This is a genomic window from Actinophytocola sp. (genome assembly GCF_036402745.1).
Taxonomy (GTDB): Bacteria; Actinomycetota; Actinomycetes; order Mycobacteriales; family Pseudonocardiaceae; genus Actinophytocola.
On record NZ_DASWSJ010000249.1, the window covers coordinates 1 to 1,988 of the forward strand.

The 1,988-nt window shown below is 70.7% G+C and carries 2 protein-coding genes; both read left to right on the plus strand.

Annotation, left to right across the window (positions count from 1 at the left end; all coding sequences use genetic code 11):
- Nucleotides 1-110: 110 nt before the first annotated feature.
- Nucleotides 111-956 carry an SCO3242 family prenyltransferase gene (locus VGD70_RS23525; RefSeq protein ID WP_331084822.1) on the plus strand — a complete coding sequence of 282 codons (846 nt, stop codon included), beginning with the start codon at nt 111-113 and terminating at the stop codon, nt 954-956.
- Entirely contained in the window at nt 953-1,777 is an 825-nt protein-coding gene (locus VGD70_RS23530) for a sugar phosphate isomerase/epimerase family protein (protein ID WP_331084824.1), read from the plus strand. The genes VGD70_RS23525 and VGD70_RS23530 overlap by 4 nt, the downstream gene beginning before the upstream one ends.
- Nucleotides 1,778-1,988 lie beyond the last annotated feature (211 nt).

The window sequence follows — 1,988 nt, forward strand, 5'->3', positions numbered from 1 at the left end:
GGTCACGTCGGCGCGATGCCGTTCCTCGGGTTCTACTTCAAGGACCCGATCGAGTCGACCGAGCACTCGCTCTCCCGGCAGTACGACGAGCTCGTGCGCTGGGCGCGATCATGCTGAGGAAGCTGGGTGACCTGGCTGAGCTGGTTCGGGCTCCGGCGGCGTTGACGGTGCCGGGCGACGTCCTCGCCGGTGCTGTTGCTGCGGGCAACCTTCGGCCGGGCAGATTGGTCGGACTGGCGGCTTCGTCGGTCTGCGTCTACTGGGCTGGGATGGCGCTGAACGACTGGGCCGACCGGGAGGTGGACGCCGTCGAACGTCCGGAGCGGCCGATTCCCTCTGGGCGAGTGACGCCCCGGACGGCGTTCGGGTTGGCCGCCGCTCTGACGACCGCCGGCTTGGGGCTCGCCGCGGCCGCGGGTGGGAAGGTGGCTTTCCGGACCTCGGCGTTGCTGGCGGCAACTGCTTGGAGCTACGACCTCGGGGTGAAGAACACCCCGGCCGGTCCGGCGTTCATGGCGGCCGCGCGATCGCTCGACGTACTGGTCGGTGCGGGGCAGGAGTGGCGGAGGGCGTGGGCACCGGCGCTCGCGGTCGGGACGCACATCCTCGGCGTCACGGCGATGTCGCGCGGCGAAGTACACGGAAGCACGCCGGCCCCAGCCCGCGCAGCCCTCACCGCGACGTCCGCCATCACGGTCGGAACTGTCAGTGGTTCGAGTGCGGCCACTGCTGTGTTGGCGGGGTTGTTTCTTCAGTCGGTGGGGCCGACCCAAGTAGCGGCGGCCCGGGAACCGAGCGGGGCGAAGTTGCGGGAGGCGGTCGGAGCCGGCATTCACGGGTTGGTGCCACTGCAGGCTGCCTGGATCGCGCGAGGGGGAGCGCCGCGGCTAGGGGCCGCACTGATTGCCGCCCTACCGCTGGCCCGGGCCCTCGCGCGAAAGGTCTCACCGACATGAGATTCGGCTACGGCACGAACGGATTCGCGAACCACCGCTTGCCCGATGCGCTCGCGGTGATCGCCGACCTCGGGTACGTCGGGGTCGCCCTCACTCTGGACCACAACCACCTCGACCCGTTCGGCCCGGACCTGAGCCAACGGACCGCCGAGGTAGGTCGCCTGCTCGCGCGCCACGATCTCGCTGTCGTGGTCGAGACGGGTGCGCGGTATGTGCTCGATCCGCTGCGCAAGCACGAGCCGACGCTGCTGCACGACCAAGGCGCGGAATGGCGGATGTCGCTGCTCGAACGGGCGATCGAGGTCGCAGCCGATCTCGGCGCCGAGGCTGTCTCCTTCTGGTCGGGCACCTTGCCCGCCGACGTCTCCGCCGATCTCGGCTGGCAGCGACTGGTGAATGGATGCCGGCAGCTCGTCGGGTACGCCGCCGACCGTGGCGTGCGGCTCGGCCTCGAACCGGAGCCCGGCATGCTGGTCGACGACCTGGCCGGCTATCTGAAGCTCCAGGCCGAGGTGGGCAGCGAGACGCTCGGACTCACGCTCGACATCGGCCATCTCATCTGCAACGAACCGCAACCACCGGCCGCCTGCGTCACCGCGGCAGCGCCGCACCTGGTCAACGTCCAGATCGACGACATGCGCCGGGGCGTCCACGAGCACCTCGAGTTCGGCACCGGCGAGGTCGACTTTCCGTCGGTCTTCAGTGCTCTCCGAGAGATCCAGTACGCCGGGCTGGTGGCGGTCGAGCTCCCCAGACACTCCCACGCGGCCCCAACCATCGCGCGCGACTCCCTCGCCTTCCTCCGCCGAGCCGCCACATGAGCCGCCTGACCGCCGCCCAACTGGAGGCGCACCTACCTCCGGCCGCGCAGGCGAGGCTCGCGACCTCGCGCCAACAATCGCTGGCAGAGGTGTTCCCCGCGGTCGCCCGCCTGGTCGGCCGGGACAAGCTGGCCCCAGGCGACTCCGCGGCCCGGGGGCTCCGTGACACTGCGTCCGCGGAGTTGGGCGAGGGGCAACCGGCGGCTGGCCT

Coding starts and splice junctions, on each gene's coding strand:
- VGD70_RS23525 (WP_331084822.1), top strand. CDS start 111: ATGCTGAGGAAGCTGGGTGACCTGGCTGAGCTGGTTCGGGCTCCGGCG.
- VGD70_RS23530 (WP_331084824.1), top strand. CDS start 953: ATGAGATTCGGCTACGGCACGAACGGATTCGCGAACCACCGCTTGCCC.